General features: G+C 54.5%; 19 protein-coding genes. 10 read left to right on the top strand and 9 right to left on the bottom strand.

Going from position 1 to position 17,516, the window contains the following annotated elements:
• The first annotated feature begins 2 nt into the window (after positions 1-2).
• On the top strand, positions 3-1,520 hold the full coding sequence (locus tag K0H63_RS11825) for an MATE family efflux transporter (RefSeq protein ID WP_220064855.1): 1,518 nt from the start codon (positions 3-5) through the stop codon (positions 1,518-1,520).
• A gap of 114 nt (positions 1,521-1,634) precedes the next feature.
• Here K0H63_RS11825 and K0H63_RS11820 read toward each other — a convergent pair whose 3' ends face one another.
• Positions 1,635-1,868, bottom strand: a complete 234-nt coding sequence (locus K0H63_RS11820; protein ID WP_220064854.1) for a DUF2986 domain-containing protein — start codon at positions 1,866-1,868, stop codon at positions 1,635-1,637.
• 69 nt (positions 1,869-1,937) lie between these two features.
• The gene (locus tag K0H63_RS11815) at positions 1,938-2,375 is read right to left on the bottom strand and encodes a hypothetical protein (RefSeq protein WP_220064853.1); all 438 of its coding nucleotides are present in this window, start codon (positions 2,373-2,375) and stop codon (positions 1,938-1,940) included.
• Positions 2,376-2,453: 78 nt separating this feature from the next.
• Between K0H63_RS11815 and K0H63_RS11810 the strand changes: the two genes are divergently transcribed.
• The 7 genes from K0H63_RS11810 to K0H63_RS11780 all read left to right on the top strand — a co-directional run bounded on the left by K0H63_RS11810 (position 2,454) and on the right by K0H63_RS11780 (position 6,723).
• The gene (locus tag K0H63_RS11810) at positions 2,454-3,143 is read left to right on the top strand and encodes a hypothetical protein (protein WP_220064852.1); all 690 of its coding nucleotides are present in this window, start codon (positions 2,454-2,456) and stop codon (positions 3,141-3,143) included.
• Positions 3,144-3,273: 130 nt separating this feature from the next.
• Positions 3,274-4,284, top strand: coding sequence for a 2Fe-2S iron-sulfur cluster-binding protein (locus tag K0H63_RS11805; RefSeq protein WP_220064851.1), 1,011 nt, complete (start codon positions 3,274-3,276; stop codon positions 4,282-4,284).
• A gap of 275 nt (positions 4,285-4,559) precedes the next feature.
• Positions 4,560-4,988 (top strand): GNAT family N-acetyltransferase, encoded by a 429-nt coding sequence (locus K0H63_RS11800; protein WP_220064850.1) that lies wholly within the window; start codon positions 4,560-4,562, stop codon positions 4,986-4,988.
• A gap of 71 nt (positions 4,989-5,059) precedes the next feature.
• Positions 5,060-5,764, top strand: coding sequence for a DUF445 domain-containing protein (locus tag K0H63_RS11795; RefSeq protein WP_220064849.1), 705 nt, complete (start codon positions 5,060-5,062; stop codon positions 5,762-5,764).
• Between the two features lie 65 nt (positions 5,765-5,829).
• Positions 5,830-6,177, top strand: a complete 348-nt coding sequence (locus tag K0H63_RS11790; protein ID WP_220064848.1) for a VOC family protein — start codon at positions 5,830-5,832, stop codon at positions 6,175-6,177.
• Positions 6,178-6,185: 8 nt separating this feature from the next.
• Complete coding sequence (locus K0H63_RS11785) at positions 6,186-6,527, top strand: 5-carboxymethyl-2-hydroxymuconate Delta-isomerase (protein ID WP_220064847.1); 342 nt, start codon at positions 6,186-6,188, stop codon at positions 6,525-6,527.
• 1 nt (position 6,528) lies between these two features.
• Positions 6,529-6,723, top strand: coding sequence for a DUF1289 domain-containing protein (locus K0H63_RS11780; RefSeq protein WP_220064846.1), 195 nt, complete (start codon positions 6,529-6,531; stop codon positions 6,721-6,723).
• Between the two features lie 146 nt (positions 6,724-6,869).
• On the opposite strand, the gene asnB is transcribed toward K0H63_RS11780, so the two are convergent.
• The 5 genes from asnB to purM all read right to left on the bottom strand — a co-directional run bounded on the left by asnB (position 6,870) and on the right by purM (position 13,357).
• Entirely contained in the window at positions 6,870-8,534 is a 1,665-nt protein-coding gene (gene asnB, locus K0H63_RS11775) for an asparagine synthase B (protein WP_220064845.1), read from the bottom strand.
• Between the two features lie 319 nt (positions 8,535-8,853).
• Complete coding sequence (locus K0H63_RS11770; RefSeq protein WP_220064844.1) at positions 8,854-10,482, bottom strand: M28 family metallopeptidase; 1,629 nt, start codon at positions 10,480-10,482, stop codon at positions 8,854-8,856.
• A gap of 202 nt (positions 10,483-10,684) precedes the next feature.
• Positions 10,685-11,431 carry an HAD-IIA family hydrolase gene (locus K0H63_RS11765; RefSeq protein WP_220064843.1) on the bottom strand — a complete coding sequence of 249 codons (747 nt, stop codon included), beginning with the start codon at positions 11,429-11,431 and terminating at the stop codon, positions 10,685-10,687.
• Positions 11,432-11,681: 250 nt separating this feature from the next.
• The gene (purN, locus tag K0H63_RS11760) at positions 11,682-12,320 is read right to left on the bottom strand and encodes a phosphoribosylglycinamide formyltransferase (protein ID WP_220064842.1); all 639 of its coding nucleotides are present in this window, start codon (positions 12,318-12,320) and stop codon (positions 11,682-11,684) included.
• A complete protein-coding gene (gene purM, locus K0H63_RS11755; protein WP_220064841.1) occupies positions 12,320-13,357 on the bottom strand; it encodes a phosphoribosylformylglycinamidine cyclo-ligase in 1,038 nt (345 codons plus the stop codon). Before purM ends, purN begins: the two co-directional genes overlap by 1 nt.
• Positions 13,358-13,589: 232 nt before the next feature.
• Here purM and upp point away from each other — a divergent pair, with 232 nt between their 5' ends.
• Positions 13,590-14,216: a uracil phosphoribosyltransferase gene (gene upp, locus K0H63_RS11750; RefSeq protein WP_220064840.1), complete on the top strand. Its 627-nt coding sequence runs from the start codon at positions 13,590-13,592 to the stop codon at positions 14,214-14,216.
• Between the two features lie 102 nt (positions 14,217-14,318).
• Here the strand turns inward: upp and K0H63_RS11745 are convergent, their stop codons facing one another.
• Complete coding sequence (locus K0H63_RS11745; RefSeq protein WP_220067890.1) at positions 14,319-15,638, bottom strand: Na+/H+ antiporter family protein; 1,320 nt, start codon at positions 15,636-15,638, stop codon at positions 14,319-14,321.
• Positions 15,639-15,944: 306 nt separating this feature from the next.
• Between K0H63_RS11745 and K0H63_RS11740 the strand changes: the two genes are divergently transcribed.
• Positions 15,945-16,550, top strand: coding sequence for a peroxiredoxin C (locus K0H63_RS11740; protein ID WP_011760207.1), 606 nt, complete (start codon positions 15,945-15,947; stop codon positions 16,548-16,550).
• Positions 16,551-16,675: 125 nt separating this feature from the next.
• Here the strand turns inward: K0H63_RS11740 and rnt are convergent, their stop codons facing one another.
• Complete coding sequence (gene rnt, locus K0H63_RS11735; protein WP_220064839.1) at positions 16,676-17,392, bottom strand: ribonuclease T; 717 nt, start codon at positions 17,390-17,392, stop codon at positions 16,676-16,678.
• Positions 17,393-17,516: the final 124 nt, after the last annotated feature.

The following is a 17,516-nucleotide window of genomic DNA, read 5'->3' as shown; positions in this document are numbered from 1 at the left end:
TAATGACCCAAGCAAAATTTGTTGAAGGGCCGATACTGCGCCACATTCTGGTGATGAGCTCCACCGCTGCGGTGGGCATTTCGGCGCTGTTTTTGGTGGACTTGCTGGATATCTTCTTTCTGAGTTTGCTCGGGGAAGCGGAGCTTGCTGCGGCCGTTGGCTACGCAGGTACCATTTCGTTTTTTACCACCTCCATCGGCATCGGCTTGTCCATAGCGCTGGGGGCGCAGGTGTCCCGTGCTATTGGCGCCCGGGAAATCGACAACGCCAAACGGCTGCTGATGAGCTCGCTTCTGGTGACTCTGGCAGTCTCTTCCCTGGTGTCGCTCTTGGTGTCGCTGAATATCCCCGCACTGCTGACACTGGTCGGCGCCACCGGGCACACGGCTGAGCTTGCCGCGGACTATCTCGATATTCTGGTACCCTCGCTGCCCTTTATCTGCCTTGCCATGGCCCTTGGCGCCGCGCTCAGAGCGGTAGGGGACGCCAAGCTTTCCATGGTGTCGACTCTGGTGGGTGGCGGCGTGAATCTGGTACTCGACCCCATATTGATTTTTGTGCTCGCCATGGGCATTGAAGGGGCGGCGGTAGCTTCTGTGCTGGCGCGTTTATCTGTGATGCTGGTGGCCGGGCGCGGTGTGTTTGTTAAACACGGGCTTGGCAGTAAACCCACAATCGATGCCTTTGTTGGCGATTTGAAGCCCATTTTCGCCATTGCCGGACCGGCCATGCTCACCAACGTGGCCACCCCCATCGGGAACGGCTTTATGACCCGCGCCATCGCCGAATTTGGTGACGCCTACGTGGCGGGGTGGGCCGTCATTGGGCGTCTTACCCCTGTTGCGTTCGGGATGATATTTGCACTCTCAGGCGCCATTGGCCCCATCGTTGGACAAAATTTTGGTGCCAGGCGCTACGACAGGCTCAGGGATTGTTTAACCCAATCGCTGCTGTTTTGTACTGCCTATGTGGTGGGCATGGCGTTGGTGCTGTTTCTGGCCCAGGATATGATTGTCAGGGCCTTTGACCTTAAAGGTGATTCGGCGGAATTTATCGGCTTTTTCCTCACCTACATAGCGGTGTTCTTCGTGTTCTCCGGGGCGCTCTTTGTTGCCAACGCATCATTCAACAACCTCGGTAAAGCCAAGTACTCCACTGTGTTTAATGTGGGCAAGGCAACTTTGGGCACCTTGCCCTTTATCTGGCTTGGCGCCCAATACGGCGGCGTGTACGGCGTGCTAATCGGGCAGGTGTTGGGGTCAGTGCTGTTTGGTGTGGCAGGCGTTTATACCGCGTACCGCCTGGTGGCCTCTTTTGAGAGTGACAGTGACGCCACAAAGGACGCCGCCGACGAAGAGGTGGTACCTGCCAGCAACAGCCCCTTGTCGTCATCCTTCGTGCAGATGGCGACCCATACCGAAGAAAAGGATTGCATGGGCGCACAGGAGGCGACGGAGTTTTTGGTTAAGTCTGAGACCTGCCCATCTGATGTGGGCGCCGTGCCAAAAGATAAGGGTTGATAGCCCGTGTGAAGGCGTAAATGGCATTAAAAAAGGCTCTGCAAAAGAGCCTTTTTTATTCGGTGAAATGCTGGACCTCAATCCCGTCCGCCATTCTGTGCGCCGGGCATTGATTCAGTTGCCTGTATCGGCGGCAATGTCAGCAACGTCGGCACCAATCTCCATTTCACTGCTCGATGCGTCAGCAAGCTTTGCTTCAGTTGCCTGTGCTTCTGCTTCCAGTTTGGCGCGCTCGGCTTTGGAGATATATCTGTCTTTTGCTGCACCTGCGTTGGGCTTTTCTTTCTTGTTTTCTCTGGCCTTGGTGCGTTTGGCCATTTTCTTAATCAGTGCCTGTCTTCTGTTCATATTAAGCTCCGCGCAATCGAGCGGCGAATACTACCCAAGCAGCGCCGAAAATGCCACTGCTGTGGCGTGTTAACCCTGTCTTCCAAAGCGCTGCCTGTCTTCATCGGTGGCGCCTTCGGTACATTCTCCGCGAATTTCGGCTCTGTCTGCCTGTATGAGACGGCTGATTTCTATGCTGCCTTCACGGCAAAAGCCCGACATGGCAAGGGTTCGCTTCAGCCCCAGTTCGATTTGTTCTGTCCATTCGGTTAAATCAGGGCCAGACGAGCGCTTTCGTCGCTCGCGGCCGGTCAATTCCAGAGGTTGCATGGTTATTGGCGCCGTCACCCGGGTATTGCTGACACTGTAAGTAAAGAGCTTCAGGCCATTATCGGCAATGCTGGTGGTCAGTTTGTCGCGAATAACGCCTTCATATTTTGCCTCTGGCTCCACATCGGGATCAGTGGATGCTGCGCAACCTGTGAGCAACAATGCCCAGAATACGAAGGCGCCGGTTTTAAATAACACGGTTTTAATTCCCCAAAAATCGGTGATAATCACAGTCATCAAGAGTAACCATATTGACTCGGGAATCAATGCTTTTCCATGACTGAGTTTTGGCAAAATCTGTGGGGCAGTATCGACTGGCACTTCACCTTCGCCGATGGGGTGGCTTTCGCATTGCTGTTGATTTGGTTGTGGATTATTTGGCCCAAAGACGCCCTGAACAGCCTGCTGGCAGACAAGGAGCGGCAAATAAGGGCGCTCTTGTCACTCAGCACCGTGATGGGGCTCTGGCTCTTTAACGCCGGTGTGCATGGCATGTTGCAGCTGCACTTTTTAGGCCTGGTCACCTTGATGCTGATGTTTTCCTGGCGTCTTGCCTCTGTGTTGGCGTTGCTGCCCTGCGCCTTTTACTGCCTTGCGGTGCTAAAACAGCCCTGGCTCTTTGGGGCTTATGCCCTGATGGGCGTATGCCTGCCGCTCTATCTGGCATTTGTTATCCATAATCGCGGCTTTTACTGGCTGCCGAACAATGTGTTCGTGCTGATTTTTGTTGGTGGCTTTTTCAACGCCGGAGTTTCTCAGGTCAGTCACGAGGGGCTTTGGTCGCTGTGGCTGTGGGCCACAGAGATGCAGTCGTCTGCCGTGCTGTGGCAGGATTATCTTTCCCTGTCAGTGCTCATGGTGTTCCCCGAGGCCTTGCTCAACGGTATGGCCGTGACCCTGCTGGTGGTATATCGTCCCCAATGGCTCAGTGACTACTCCGACCGTTACTATCTGTGGCGCAAGTGATTCTTTGGAACAGACCATACGGCGGATTTGACCTGGCTAGCTCCTTTTAAAGCTTCACTTGACAAGCCAGGACGAAGTCAGCATCTTGAAGCGCCCAACCCCCTTCCCGGCAGGGAGAGCCACACATCATATGACGCTGTTTTTTCTGGATAACCAGCGCTTCCATGCCGAATCCGGCGAAACCGTTCTGAGCGCCCTCAAACGCGTCGGTCATCCGATTAATTACTCCTGCACCAAAGGTCAGTGCCGCAGCTGTTTGCTGCGTCTCGATGAAGGCAAGATTACCCCTAAGGCCCAGAAGGGCTTGGAAGCGGACCTGAAAGCACAGCAGTTGGTGTATGCCTGTCAGTGTGTGGCCAAAAATGGCATGAAGTTAAGCCGTCCTGCCGAACAGACGTATGTCAGTGCGCGGCTGCTCGATAAGCTCAGTCTCAGCGCTGATGTGACCCGCCTGGTCATTAAACCCGATACAACGATTCCCTATACGCCCGGACTGTGTACCGGTATTCGTGGCCCGGAAGGCCTTGGCCGCACCTATGGTATCGCGCCGGGGCAGGGGGAAGGCACCTTTGCCGTGCATGTGCGGCGAAAGCGGAATGGCCATTTCAGCCGCTGGCTGTGTGACGAAGTAAAGGTGGGCGGAAGCTTGTCGCTTACCCGCCCATGGGGCCGATGTCACTACGACGGGGCCTATGGAAATGACGAGCTGATTGTGGTGGCTTTTGGCACGGGGATTGGCCCCGCACTGGGGTTGGTGCAATCGGCACTCGACAGCGGTCATCAAAGGTCCATCAGTCTTTATCACTGGGGTAAATATCTTGACGATCTGTATTTGCACCGAACCCTGCTTAAATTAATGCTGGAGCATAAGGTATTGCATTATCAGGGGCTTATCTCGGCTTTGAGCGATGCCGAGCGCATCGATAATCACAGGGTTCGCCTCATGGAAGTGCCGCAAATCCTCAAAGAACGGCACGAGCTTGGGAGAGACAAGCGACTGTTTCTATTCGGTGAGCCCGATATGGTGGCCAAGGTGACCGAATACGCCTTCCTGTGCGCCCTGGATATGGACCGTATCCACGCACAATCCTTTGAGTACCGCGATTTGCGCCGTCGGCCAAGAGATCAGGACGGGCAGTAGTCTCTTTTTAGCCTGAGCCGGTGGTCGTCACCGTCGTCCAGGCGACTCTGTGCGCCGCCCATTGGCTCCGGATGTCGGCAGCGCACCGCACCGTATCCCAAAAGGCCCTTTCATCACCTTTCGCGAAGCAGTATTAGCCGGTGATTGCCATGGCTAAGCCAGTAATTAGCATAGAAAAGAGCCGCAGTTTCGCCAGTGTCTTTTTTAATTTCATTGTGTTACCTTCACTCGAGTCTTTCTGGGCCCCGGAGCTTTGGATAATTCAAGGAAGAAGCATGCAAATACGTTTAGCCACCGACAACGATCTCGACAATCTTGTTCCCCTGTTTAATGCCTACCGCCAGAGTCTTGGCTCTGCGTCCGACGCCATTGGCGTGCGTGAGTTTTTGTCAGCGCGCCTGACCGAAAATGACTCGGTGATTTTCGTCGCCTTGGACGAACACAACGCGGTGGGATTTATTCAGCTCTATCCCTCCTATTCATCCCTGCATCTCAAGCCACTGTGGTATTTCGATGACAGCTACGTTACCCCTGCGTATCGCGACCACGGCGTAGCTGACTTGCTTGCCGGCAAAGCCATGGAGCTTGCCAGCGAAACCGACGTGCTGTGCGTGCGTCGTACCCTGGTAGATGCCAACACTTCTGTTGTGTTGAACACAGATACCGGCGATCGCAGTATCTATCAGGTACTGGCCCTGCGCTGAGGACGTTGGCCTCGGTTGGACTCCTTGCTAGAATGCCGTCGTTTTGTTTGTTGTCCAACTGGGGGAATTACATGAATAAAGGGCTGGTAACCAATGGGTTGGCTGCGGCCGTTACGGCTGCGGGTTTTGCGGCAGAACAACCGCTGCTGACCTCGGTCGGTCTGTTTTCTCTCTCAGGCGCGCTCACCAACGAGCTTGCCGTACACATGTTGTTTGAAAAAGTGCCCGGACTCTATGGTTCAGGCGTGATCCCTGCCAAGTTCGAGTCCTTTAAAAAAGCGATTCACGAACTCATGATGCAGCAGTTCTTCACCGACGAAAACATTGACAGGTTCCTAAGTGACGGCGCCGGTCACCGGGCGCTGGACTTATCCGGCGTCATTGCCGGGGTGGACTTAACCCCCGCATTCGATGCCCTGGTGGAAACCGTTGCCCAGTCCTCCTTCGGCGGCATGTTGGCCATGTTCGGTGGCGTTGAGGCCTTGGCCCCGATGAAGGCCCCCTTCGAAGAGAAAATGAAAGCGTCCTTAACTGAAATTGCCGCATCGGATAATTTCCATGAACAGCTTAAAGCCGCGCTGGAACAACCGGATATGTTGTCGGACTTCAAGAGCCAGATAGCGCAGATAGTGCAAAATCGCCTCGATGAACTCACCCCTGAGCTGGTCAAACGCCTGGTACAGGACATGATCCGTGAGCACCTGGGTTGGCTTGTGGTGTGGGGAGGGGTGTTTGGCGGTCTTATTGGTCTTGTCGCCGGGCTGCTACAGGCATAAACTGACCAGGGTACGGTAAAAATCAGTCGTAAGGCGTAAATGCCCATCGGCGTCAAGGAAGCATGATGAACCGCGTAAATACCATTAACTATTTGGAAATTCCCTGCAGTAAGCTGGCTGAAACCAAGGCGTTTTTCAGTGCAGTGTTTGGTTGGGCGTTTCTTGATTATGGCCCTGAATACAGCTGCTTTTTGGATGCCGGCATCGACGGCGGCTTTTATCTGGGCGACGTAAGCTTCACCGCCGCGGCAGGCCCATTGTTGGTACTTTACAGCGATGATTTGGCGGCGAAACAGGAGCAAATCATGCACCAGGGTGGCCGTATAGTCCGGTCCGTCTTCAGCTTTCCCGGTGGTCGACGTTTTCACTTTGCCTGTCCCAGTGGCAATGAATATGCCGTTTGGTCTGAATAGGAGCTCAAGTGCCTCATTGTATTATTGACTTTTCAGCCAATGTTGACGGACATGATGTTGCCGAAGCTCTGACGCGTGCCTGTCACAGTGCAATGGTCGCCAGTGGCCTGTTTGAGCCGGCATCCATCAAAACCCGCGCCCATCGCGCCGAAGCGGCGCAAACCGGGGAGGGCACTGATAGCTTTATCCATGTCGACATCAGCATCATGCCCGGACGCAGCAGTGAGCAAAAGCGGGCGCTGATGGCATCGATGGCCAATGCCATCGATGCCATGGATATTCGGGCATCCAGTCTGACCATGGAAGTGCGCGAGCTGGAAAAAGCCCACTACTTTAAGAAGTTGACCTGAGATGGATAAGTTGCCATCTCCCTGCGTTCGCAATTGCTGCCTGACCAATGAGGACATCTGCATGGGGTGTGGGCGCAGCTATCAGGAAATCCTCGATTGGCATCAGGCCAATCCACGGCGGCAGCAGTTGATACTGGAAAGTGCCAAAGAGCGGCTGGAGGAGATGGCCGCGCTGCGCGGACAGCCGCTGCGGTAAATCCCCGCCGTTTGGATCCGCTCAGATAAAAGTCCAGCGATGAAAAAGCCCTGTGTTCAACACAGGGCTTTTTTATGCAATTAACTGAAGGTGTTCCAATCGACTCTTATCTGCTGGCTAATCCGCGAACTACAGGTTAGCGGCTGTCAGTAGCTTTGTGCGTGCACTTCGCGCACTGCACGGCCGGAGGGATCGATAATTCCCTGCAGGCTGGCATCCCAGGCGAGGGCCTCTGGTGTCGAGCAGGCTACACTCTTGCCACCGGGGACTGTAAGGGCCGCAGACTCCAGCGGGAACAACTCTTCAAAGAAGCAGCGGTAGAAATAGGCCTCCTTGGTTTCCGGCGTGTTGTGCGGGAAACGGAAACGGGCATTGGCCAGCTGTAAATCATCCACCTGAGCCGCGGCTTGCTCCTTGAGGCCATCAATCCAGCTGTAGCCCACGCCATCGCTGAACTGCTCCTTCTGACGCCAGGCGATTTCGGCAGGCAGCTTGTGCTCGAAGGCTTCCCGCAAAATGTGCTTCTCTATTTTGCCCTTGCCGGACATCTTGGCCGCAGGGTTCAAGCGCATTGCCACATCCATAAATTCCTTGTCGAGGAAGGGGACACGCGCTTCGAGGCCCCAGGCCGCCATGGCCTTGTTGGCACGCAGGCAATCGAACAGATGCAGCTTGTCGAGTTTACGCACCAGCTCTTCATGGAAGGCCTGAGGGTTTGGTGCCTTGTGGAAATACAGGTAACCGCCAAAAAGCTCATCAGCGCCTTCGCCGGAGAGTACCATCTTGATACCCATGGCCTTGATTTTACGCGCCATCAAGTACATAGGCGTGGCCGCGCGAATGGTGGTTACATCATAGGTTTCCAGGTGATAAATCACGTCCTTGATGGCATCCAGCCCTTCCTGGAAGGTGAAATGAATTTCGTGGTGAATGGTGCCAATGGCATCGGCCACCTTGCGTGATGCGGCCAAGTCTGGCGAACCTTTAAGGCCCACGGCGAAGGAGTGCAGCTGTGGCCACCAGGCTTCACTTTCATCGTTGTCTTCAATGCGGCGCTTGGCGAAGGTTTGGGTAATGGCCGACACGATGGACGAGTCCAGCCCGCCGGACAGCAACACGCCATAGGGTACGTCTGACATCAACTGACGTTTGACCGCGGCTTCCAGTGCCGCGCGCAGTTCTTCTACGCTTGCACCGTTGTCGGCCACAGCGTCAAAGGCTTGCCAGTCGCGCTGATAGTAGCGCACGGGCTCGGCGTCTGTGCTTGACAGGTAATGGCCGGGGGCAAAGGTTTCGACGGTTTTACACACGGGCACCAATGCCTTCATTTCTGAGGCCACATAGAAGTTACCCTTGGCGTCACGGCCGGTGTAGAGCGGAATGATGCCGATATGGTCGCGGCCAATCAGGTAGCTGCCCTTGGCCTTGTCATAGAGCACAAATGCGAAGATGCCGTTGAGTTTATCGAGAAAGTCGCTGCCGTATTCCTGATACAGCGCCAGGATCACTTCGCAGTCGCTGTTGGTCTGGTAGCTGTATTTGTCGCCAAGCTCTGCCTTGAGTTCTTTGTGGTTGTAGATTTCGCCGTTCACTGCCAACACCAGGCTGCCATCGTCACTGATAAGCGGCTGGGCACCGTGTTCTATATCGACAATGGCGAGGCGCTCGTGGGCCAGCACGGCGTGGTCGTCGGCGTAAATACCTGACCAGTCGGGACCACGGTGACGCAATAACTTGGACATCTCCAGGGCAACCTGGCGCATGGCGCTGGCATCAGACTGGATATCGAGAATGGCAAATATCGAACACATAACAAACTCCGCACGTCACTTCATAGGCATCAATGTTTTGTCACTTTGCCAGCGAATTCTGCAATAAGCAAATAATAAAAATGATGAAAAGTCATTTTTGTTGCCATTTTTGTGATGATGATTTTGCTCGGTGGCGTAGTTAAATGAATTATCATCAAAATTCATTGCGTTTCATTATGGTTGGTTGAATTGTGCTGTGCAGAAGAGCCGGGCTCTTGGTGTATCCGTAATGCGGTGTAATTTTAAGTGGTTGGATGGTACACGGTTTGAATGCGCAGAAAACAAACAGGGCACCCTTGGGGTGCCCTGTGGTGGAGATCTAGTTCGCGGGTCTTAACGGGTAAAACTCACTTTTTTGATAATACCCGGGTTTGTGCTCATTGTTGGCCAGGGTTCTTGCGACATCGTAATAGATGGCCAGATCCTGCAAGGCGCCGGACAAATCCCAATCGGCGCGATATTCATCGCACACGTTGTGATAGCAACCTTTCATTTTCAGCTGCATCTCCGCCTTATAAGCGGCGGTGGCATCGTCCAGGGGAATGCTGCCACCACCGGCGAAGGCTGCCGGAACCCCCAGCTTGGCAAAGCTGAAGTGATCGGAGCGGAAAAAGCCGCCGGAGGCCGGATTCTTTTCGGCCACGGCTTCCCGTCCCTGAGCTTTGGCCGCGGCGACAAGATAGTCTTCCAGCTGGGATTGTCCCTTGCCGACAATGGTAAAGTCCTTGGTACGGCCAAACACATTGGTCGAATCGAGGTTCAGCACCGCAATGGTCTTGTCGATGGGAAACAGTGGATTGGCGGCATAGTATCGTGAGCCAAGCAGACCCTGCTCTTCACCCGTGGTGGCGATAAAGGTGATGGAGCGGCGGTTTTTAAAGCCCATGGCATCCAGCGCCGCAAACTGGCGGGCGATTTCGACAATACCGGCGACACCAGAGGCGTTGTCGAGAGCGCCGTTGTAGATTTTATCGCCGTTGCGACTGTCGTCTTTGCCGATATGGTCCCAGTGGGCGGTAAAAAGGATATGCTCGCCGGCTTTGTCGGTGCCCGGCAGGGTTGCTACCAGGTTATAACTGTCGGTAAAGGTGGCGCTGTTGGCAAAGGCGATATCGGCACTTTGCTTGAGGTCGTGGTTACCCGGTGTGAGTGCGGCTTGTTGGCTCAGGGTGTCCAGTGACAGGCCCGCCTCATCGAAGAGCGCCTTGGCGGTATCCAGGGTCATCCAGCCTTCTACCTGAACCCGGTTGTCATGTTGACTGGCATCTGCCAGGTCTTGCTGCGGCCCGGTCCAACTGTTTTCAATGACAGACCAGGGGTAGGATGCGGGCGCCGTATCATGGATGATGATGGCGCCAAGGGCACCCTGGCGGCTCGCTTCTTCAAACTTGTAGCTCCAGCGGCCGTAGTAAGTCATGGCCTTGCCTTTGAACTTGCCCGATTCAGGTGCGGCAAATCCGGGGTCGTTGACCAGGATAACCGCAATCTTGCCCTGCATATCCAGGCCGGCGTAATCGTCCCAGTCATATTCAGGTGCCTTGATGCCATAGCCCACAAACACCAGCGGCGCCTTGCTTATCTCTACGCCTTGATTGTTGTGGCGACTGCCCAGCACTATGTCTTTGCGGTAGGCAGGATGAAGATTGCCGAGGCGAACGGCCTGATTCTCCGAGGCGTTATAGGTCACCATGGGCACGCTTTGTAAAAAGCTGCCATTGTTGGCACCTTTGAGTCCGGCGGCTTTAAACGCTGTGGTGAGGTAGTCGAGGGTACGCTCTTCACCGGTGGTGGTGGGCGCGCGGCCTTCGAAGGCGTCAGAAGAGAGGATTTTGATGTCGTTCCTGAAACGCGCCTCATTAAAATCCGGCGATGGCGCCGTGGCGGCAGTCTGGCCGCCCTGGCTGCAGGCGGTCAGCAGCACAAGTCCCAGAGGGAGCAGTGATTTCATAGGGTACCTTGTTGGTATTCTGTTGTTATTGTGTTTTGCGTTTGATTTGCGGCGCCCATAATGACAAAGGCCGCTTACCCATGACAAGGCAAACGGCCATTTTTATGTGTCAATTTGTGAACATACCCGGGGTGCATGTACCTGGGATTAGCCGCACGCTCGAACATATGGGAGTGTGGTGCCGTGCTGGCGTTGGTGCGGGTCAGAGAATATCGATGTCACCGGCACAATTAAACACATGATTGGGCCTGAACGGCTCTTTCTCTATGTCTTCAAGACGGCTGACGCCTGTGAGTACCAGTATGGTCTCAAGACCCGCCTGAAAACCCGCCAGAATGTCGGTGCGCATATTATCGCCAATGATAACCGTGTTTTCCGAGTGGCCGTTGATGTGGTTTAAGGCAGAGCGCACTATCCAGCTGCTGGGTTTACCCACGTAAAAGGGTTTGCGGCCGGTGATCCGCTCAATGGGAGCGCACAGGGAGCCACAAGCCGGTGAAAACGCCGGGCCATGGGTATCGGGGTTGGTGGCGATAAAGCGGGCGCCATCGGCTACAAACCGCGCCGCTTTATGGATCATGTCCCAGTTGTAAGAGCGGGTCTCACCCACAATCACAAAGTCGGGGTTGATGTCGGTGATGGTGAAACCGGCCTTGTAGAGTTCGTGAGTGAGGGCGCCTTCACCAATCACAAAGGCCTTGCTGCCTTCCTGATGCTTCAAAAAGTCTGCGGTGGCCATGGCGGCGGTGTAAAAACATTCCTCGGGGACATTGATGCCTGCGGCTTCGAGGCGGTTTTGCAGATCTTTGCCGGTTTGTACCGGGTAATTGGTCAGGATTACCAAGGGGTTGCCTTGTTCCAGCACCCGATGAATAAATTTGTCGCTGCCGGGCACCAGTTTGTTGTCGTGCAGCAGTACTCCGTCGATATCACAGATGATGTTTTTCATTGAAAAATCCTGTTCAAGGTTCCGTCGCTGGCGAAAAAATGGACGGCCCATTTATCTAAAGCCAAATTGGCGGCAAATTCAACGATAACAGAGCAAGTTAGCGGCGGATGTCAGGATTTAACTGAAAGGATTCGGGGGCGGGGTGATCCGAGCGCCACGTCGCGGAAAATAGATTAACGGATAAAAAAAGAGGCCAACCGGGCCTCTTTTTTCGTTCAGCAGCAATAGTGTGCTGCTTGCTTTAGTCTGCTCAGTCCGGGGCGTAGCCGCTTGGACCAATCAGGTTGCCATCGAGATAGGCGCCATCGGCGTCCATTTTCAAGCGGCCTGCGGCAAACCATTTTACGACCAAAGGGTAAATGGCATGTTCCTGCTCATGTACCCGCTCGGCAAGCGTTTGGGCGTCATCACCCTCATAGATGGGTACCTTCGCCTGCAGGATAACAGGGCCGGCATCAAGCTCAGGGGTGACAAAATGCACGCTGGCGCCATGTTCGCTGTCACCGGCATCGATGGCACGCTGGTGGGTATCCAGGCCGGTGTACTTGGGCAGCAGTGACGGATGGATATTCAGCATCTTACCCAGATAGCGGCTGACAAAGCCTTCGCTGAGAATGCGCATAAAGCCTGCCAGCACAATCAAGTCTGGCTGATAGGCTTCAATGGCCGCCGTGAGGCGCGCGTCATAGTCAGCGCGTTTTTCACCTTTTTGGGCGATAACGCAGCTGGTGTTTATCTCGGCATGGTGGGCACGGACCAGACCATAGGCATCAGGCTTATTACTGATAACGCCAACCAGTTCAACGCCGCTGCGGCCCTGACACTGGTCGATAATGGCCTGCAGATTACTGCCACTGCCGGAGATAAGGACAACGACGCGACAACTCATCAGAGGATCTCCACCTGCTCTTCATCGCCATTACGGGCGGCGATATGGCCGATGTGCCAGGCGTTTTCGCCTTCGGCCTTGAGGAGTTCAAGGGCCGCATCCACCTTGTCGGCGGGCAGGGCAACAACCATGCCCACACCGCAGTTAAAGGTGCGGTACATTTCGTAGGTTTCGATATTGCCGGCAGTTTGCAGCCAGTCGAATACCACAGGCCACTGCCAGGAATCGCCCTGAACCACGGCTTTGCAGTTTTCAGGCAGTACGCGTGGGATGTTTTCCCAGAAACCGCCGCCGGTGATGTGCGCCATGGCGTGTACATCGCTTTGGGCAATCAGCTTCAGCAGTGATTTGACATAAATCTTGGTAGGCTCCAGCAGGTGCTTGATAAGCGGCTTGCCGTTCAGATCCATTTGAGGATCGGCCTTGCTCACTTCCAGTACCTTACGGATCAGAGAATAACCGTTTGAGTGAGGACCACTTGAGGCCAGGGCAATCAGCGCATCACCGGCTTTCACCTTGGTGCCGTCGATGATGTCGGCCTTTTCAACCACACCTACGCAGAAACCGGCCAGGTCGTAGTCTTCGCCTTCGTACATGCCAGGCATTTCGGCGGTCTCACCACCAATCAGGGCGCAACCTGACTGGAAGCAGCCTTCACCGATGCCGTTTACCACAGAGGTGGCAGTCTCTACGTCCAGCTTGCCGGTGGCATAGTAGTCGAGGAAGAACAGCGGCTCAGCGCCCTGCACAATCAGGTCGTTCACACACATGGCGACCAGATCAACACCCACGGTGTCGTGGCTCTTGAAGTCGATGGCCAGACGCAGCTTGGTTCCCACGCCGTCGGTACCGGATACCAGCACTGGGTGCTTGTATTTGGTCGGCAGTTCACACAGGGCACCAAAACCACCCAGGTTGCCCATCACTTCAGGGCGGCGGGTGCGCTTAACGGCAGACTTGATGTTTTGCACCAGTGCGTTGCCTGCATCGATATCGACACCGGCGTCTTTATAGCTCAGTGGGGTAGGAGTGCTCACGGAGGATCCTCTAGTAGGGTACATCGAGTGGTTTTTATTGGGGCCGTATTCTAGCAGTTTGTGAGGGGTGTCGAAAGGGTAGTTTTGCCTATCAAATGTGCTTTTGGCGGTATAAGCCGCGACAGGCTTCACGATTCGGCGTTTGAACAAAACTTTATGTTTTATCGAGAGAACAAATCATCTAAAATTCCAGAAATTTGCCTGAAAAACGCCAAAAGTCGCAGGAGTAGACATGAAAGTCGTCGAAGTAAAACATCCCCTGGTTCGCCATAAAATTGGCTTGATGAGAGAAGCGGATATCAGCACCAAGCGTTTCCGTGAACTGGCTGCCGAAGTGGGCAGTCTGCTCACCTACGAAGCCACTGCCGATTTAGAAACTGAAACCGTGACCATTGAAGGTTGGAACGGCCCGGTACAGGTTGAGCAAATCAAGGGTAAGAAAGTGACTGTCGTGCCTATCCTGCGCGCCGGTCTTGGTATGATGGACGGTGTCCTCGAGCATATCCCCAGTGCCCGTATTTCTGTGGTGGGTATCTACCGCGACGAAAAGACCCTTGAGCCAGTTCCGTATTTTGAAAAGCTGTGCAGCCAGGTGGATGAGCGCATTGCGCTGGTGGTTGACCCCATGCTGGCCACGGGTGGCTCCATGATTGCGACTATCGACCTGCTCAAGCAGCGCGGATGTAAGCAAATCAAGGCTCTGGTGCTGGTTGCCGCCCCCGAAGGCCTGGCCGCACTGGAGAAGGCCCACCCGGATATCGAGCTCTACACAGCCTCTATTGACCGCTGCCTGAACGAAAATGGCTACATTCTGCCAGGCCTCGGTGATGCCGGTGACAAGATTTTTGGCACCAAGTAAGCAGTTGTAAACAGTTTTTGTAAACAGCTGCCTTAAATGAAAAAGCGCCCTCGGGCGCTTTTTTCGTATCTTGCAGTAGGTCTCTTTGGGTTATCAGCCCGCTTAAAGCACCATGGCCGCAATCCAGCCAAATACCAACAACGGAATATTGTAGTGGATGAAGGTTGGGATCACGCTGTCTCGCATATGGTCGTGCTGTCCATCGGCGTTAAGCCCGGCAGTGGGGCCGAGGGTTGAGTCAGACGCCGGTGAGCCCGCATCACCCAGCGCGGCCGCTGTGCCGACCAGAGCAATGGTAGCCGGTACCGAGAAGCCAAAGGAGAGCGCCAATGGTACATAGATGGTGGCGATAATGGGGATGGTAGAAAAGGATGAGCCAATACCCATGGTGATAAGCAGGCCTACCAGCAGCATCAGGAACGCCGCCAGCGCCTTATTGTCGCCAATCAGTTCGCCCAGGGACGACACCAGATTACCCACATCGCCTGTGGCCTTGACCACGGCGGCAAAGCCTGCGGCAGCAATCATGATAAAGCCGATATTGGCCATCATGCGCACGCCCTGGGTGAAGATGTCCTGATCGGCCACATGCTTAATCGCGCCCGAGAGACTGAACACCATAAAACCAATCAGGGCACCAAAAATCATGGAGTCGGTTTCAAGCTGCACCACCAGAGTCGCCACAATGGCAACCAGGGCGATGATAAGGCTACGACCATGGATGCGTTCTTCGGGCTCGGCCGCGAGGATTTGCTCTTCTACATAGCTTCTGGGTTTGCGATAGCTGATAAACACAGCGATGAGCAGGCCCAGGATCATCCCAAGTGCCGGGATCAGCATGGCACCGGGCACCTGTTCGCGACTGGCCTCCAGGCCATTGCCGGTTAGGTTTGCCAGCAGAATGTCGTTCAGGAAGATGCCACCAAAGCCCACTGGCAGCACCATATAGGTGGTCACCAAACCAAAGGTGAGTACACAGGCCACCAGGCGGCGGTCGAGCTTGAGCTTTGACATCAGGTGCAGCAGTGGCGGCACCAGAATCGGGATAAAGGCGATATGAATAGGCAGAATGTTCTGGGACGCCATGGCCATGGCAAGCAGTGAAACCAACAGCAACATGCGCACTGTACCCAGGGCTTTGGCATCGTTTTCCCGACCCAGTTTTTTAATCACAGAGCGGGAAATTACCGTGGTCAGCCCCGAATGTGACAGGGCCACGGCAAAGGCTCCAAGGAGTGCATAGCTCAGCGCGATTTGGGCACCGCCTCCAAGGCCCGTGTTAAAGGCATCAATGGTGGCTGTCAGCCCCATGCCGCCCCAAAGCCCGGCGACCAGTGCGCTTATGGTCAGCGCGATAACCACGTTTACCCGTGCAAGGCTGAGGGCAAGCATCAGGCACACGGCAATAACCACGGAATTCATCATGGATAAGTCTGTCTTCAATCAAAAGGGCTATTTTTGACAGTGTTTCCCTTGCTTGTCCAGCAATGGGCACGAATTCACATACAAATTTGCCAATTGTGATCCAGTGCGGTCGTGCCACTTGAAAAGCCCCGGAAATGCAGGGGGCTTTACGGCGATAAATTGCTCTGACAGACCGGGGAACGGAGCAATTGTGTGATATTCCTCCAAATTGGGTTGTCAGGCTCATGGCACCTCTTATAATGCTGAATATCTAACAGGAAAGTTCGTATTATCCCTAGCTCAATCCATAGATGGAGGTTACCAATGAGCGTATTAGTAGGTCGCAAGGCCCCCGATTTTACTGCTGCTGCCGTTCTGGGTTCAGGCGAAATCGTTGACAACTTCAACCTGACTGCAGCCATCAAGGGCAAAGCAGCCGTGGTTTTCTTCTACCCACTGGACTTCACTTTCGTGTGCCCATCTGAGCTGATCGCGTTCGATCACCGCATGGAAGAGTTCACCAAGCGTGGTGTTGAAGTGATCGGTGTTTCCATCGACTCTCAGTTCAGCCACAACGCCTGGCGTAACACCCCAGTAGACAAGGGCGGTATCGGCCCTGTTAAGTACACTCTGGTGGCTGACGTTAAGCACGAAATCTGTCAGGCCTACGACGTAGAGCATCCAGAAGCCGGTGTGGCTTTCCGTGGTTCTTTCCTGATTGACAAGGAAGGTATGGTACGTCACCAGGTAGTGAACGACCTGCCACTGGGCCGTAACGTTGACGAAATGCTGCGTATGATTGACGCGCTGCAGTTCCACGAAGAGCACGGCGAAGTGTGCCCAGCCGGTTGGGAAAAAGGTAAGAAAGGTATGAGCGCCAGCCCAGACGGCGTTGCTGCTTACCTGAGCGAAAACGCTGACGACCTGTAATCCAATATCTGGATCACATTGAATCGCATAAAAAAGCCGCCCAAGGGCGGCTTTTTCATTTCTGTGATTTGCCTGGCTGTTGTTGATTTAAGGGGCGCTATAAGCAGATGGCGCGGGAGCTTCGCTTATTCGCCAGCGCTGGCCTCGGCATCGACAGCGGCGTTTTCGTTATCCGCTGTTGCATCCTCGGTCTCTTCTAGGGCGTCTGCACCCAGTAACGGCCAGCCGCCGAGGGACTTCCAGCGGTTGACGATATAACAGAAGAGCTCGGCGGTACGCTCAGTATCATAAAGGGCACTGTGGGCTTCTTTATTGTCGAAGGGAATGCCGGCGATTTTACAGGCCTGTGCCAGCACTGTGTGCCCCAGGGCCAGACCAGACAAACAGGCGGTGTCGAAAGTGGCAAAGGGATGGAATGGCGAGCGTTTAACGCCACTGCGCTCAATCGCCTTGCTAACAAAACCATGGTCGAATGCGGCATTGTGGGCCACAATCACGGCTCTGTGGCAATCTGACGCTTTCATGCCTTTGCGCACCGCCTTGAAAATTTCCAGTATCGCGTCTTTTTCGCTGACCGCGCCACGCAGCGGATTGCTTGGGTCTATGCCGTTAAAGGCCAGCGCAGCAGGTTCAAGATTAGCGCCTTCAAAGGGCTCGATATGAAAATGCAGCGTTTTATCCAGCGCCAGCATGCCGTTATCGTCCATGGTCAGCAGGGTGACGGCAATTTCCAGCAAGGCATCGGTCTGAGCATTGAAGCCGGCGGTTTCCACATCTATTACCACAGGATAATAGCCACGGAACCGGTACTTGAGCTTGTTGGGGTTGAAGGCGTCAGACATCCTGAATTCTCTGGTCGTTGCAAAGGGCGCTATTATGCTAAAAGGCGCCTTGGCTGTCATGTTTGATTGCGCAAAATCTGCGCTAAAGAACCGGGAATATTGGTCGATAGTTCCAGAGTAAGCA

This window comes from Shewanella zhangzhouensis (assembly GCF_019457615.1).
In the GTDB taxonomy this organism is placed as follows: Bacteria; Pseudomonadota; Gammaproteobacteria; order Enterobacterales; family Shewanellaceae; genus Shewanella; species Shewanella zhangzhouensis.
The sequence above is the reverse complement of the archived record's forward strand: the minus strand, read 5'-3'. Positions and strand labels throughout refer to the sequence as shown.

Bases quoted from the DNA above. Each gene is read 5' to 3' on its own strand.
- K0H63_RS11825 (WP_220064855.1), top strand. From the start codon at position 3: ATGACCCAAGCAAAATTTGTTGAAGGGCCGATACTGCGCCACATTCTG.
- K0H63_RS11820 (WP_220064854.1), bottom strand. From the start codon at position 1,868: ATGAACAGAAGACAGGCACTGATTAAGAAAATGGCCAAACGCACCAAG.
- K0H63_RS11810 (WP_220064852.1), top strand. From the start codon at position 2,454: ATGACTGAGTTTTGGCAAAATCTGTGGGGCAGTATCGACTGGCACTTC.
- K0H63_RS11805 (WP_220064851.1), top strand. From the start codon at position 3,274: ATGACGCTGTTTTTTCTGGATAACCAGCGCTTCCATGCCGAATCCGGC.
- K0H63_RS11800 (WP_220064850.1), top strand. From the start codon at position 4,560: ATGCAAATACGTTTAGCCACCGACAACGATCTCGACAATCTTGTTCCC.
- K0H63_RS11795 (WP_220064849.1), top strand. From the start codon at position 5,060: ATGAATAAAGGGCTGGTAACCAATGGGTTGGCTGCGGCCGTTACGGCT.
- K0H63_RS11790 (WP_220064848.1), top strand. From the start codon at position 5,830: ATGAACCGCGTAAATACCATTAACTATTTGGAAATTCCCTGCAGTAAG.
- K0H63_RS11780 (WP_220064846.1), top strand. From the start codon at position 6,529: ATGGATAAGTTGCCATCTCCCTGCGTTCGCAATTGCTGCCTGACCAAT.
- asnB (WP_220064845.1), bottom strand. From the start codon at position 8,534: ATGTGTTCGATATTTGCCATTCTCGATATCCAGTCTGATGCCAGCGCC.
- K0H63_RS11770 (WP_220064844.1), bottom strand. From the start codon at position 10,482: ATGAAATCACTGCTCCCTCTGGGACTTGTGCTGCTGACCGCCTGCAGC.
- K0H63_RS11765 (WP_220064843.1), bottom strand. From the start codon at position 11,431: ATGAAAAACATCATCTGTGATATCGACGGAGTACTGCTGCACGACAAC.
- purN (WP_220064842.1), bottom strand. From the start codon at position 12,320: ATGAGTTGTCGCGTCGTTGTCCTTATCTCCGGCAGTGGCAGTAATCTG.
- upp (WP_220064840.1), top strand. From the start codon at position 13,590: ATGAAAGTCGTCGAAGTAAAACATCCCCTGGTTCGCCATAAAATTGGC.
- K0H63_RS11745 (WP_220067890.1), bottom strand. From the start codon at position 15,638: ATGAATTCCGTGGTTATTGCCGTGTGCCTGATGCTTGCCCTCAGCCTT.
- K0H63_RS11740 (WP_011760207.1), top strand. From the start codon at position 15,945: ATGAGCGTATTAGTAGGTCGCAAGGCCCCCGATTTTACTGCTGCTGCC.
- rnt (WP_220064839.1), bottom strand. From the start codon at position 17,392: ATGTCTGACGCCTTCAACCCCAACAAGCTCAAGTACCGGTTCCGTGGC.